This window comes from Blautia sp. MSK17_66 (genome assembly GCF_020538025.1).
Lineage (GTDB): Bacteria > Bacillota > Clostridia > Lachnospirales > Lachnospiraceae > Blautia_A.
This window is the reverse complement of record NZ_JAJBNQ010000093.1, coordinates 1-450: the sequence shown is the minus strand read 5'-3', so window position 1 is coordinate 450 and position 450 is coordinate 1. Positions and strand designations below refer to the sequence as shown.

Annotated in this window: 1 protein-coding gene; it reads right to left on the bottom strand. The window is 43.6% G+C overall.

Features of this window, described 5'->3' with window-relative positions; genetic code table 11:
• Positions 1 to 450 (bottom strand): NAD(P)/FAD-dependent oxidoreductase (locus tag LIR34_RS18190; protein WP_265107760.1); only part of this gene is annotated, 450 nt, incomplete at both ends.

The following is a 450-nucleotide window of genomic DNA, read 5'->3' as shown; positions in this document are numbered from 1 at the left end:
CTGACTTTTTGGCATTGGTTTCATTGATACCTGTAGTGGCTGCTGTCATATCAAACACTTTTATAACGGAGCTTCCCTGACTGCCCAGGTAACGACTATCACCGCCACAAATATTATCAGCGATGATTCTGCCCTGTTTATTGGCTGGTCCTGCCAAAGAAATCAGCGCATCATTACCCGTAACATAATGTTTTACCTGAACTGCATCACCTGCAGCATAAATATCCGGTACAGAGGTTTCCATTCTGTCATTCACTACAATACTTTCCTTGATGCCAAGTTCCAGACCGGCTTCTTTTGCTAATACTGTGTCTGGTGTGACTCCGATTGCCAGAACTACCATATCAGCCTGAAGGGATGGATTATCTTTCAACAGGACCTCCACTCCGGTGTCTTTTTCTTTAAATCCTTCTACTGTATAGCCCAGTACCAGTTTTATCCCATGTTTTC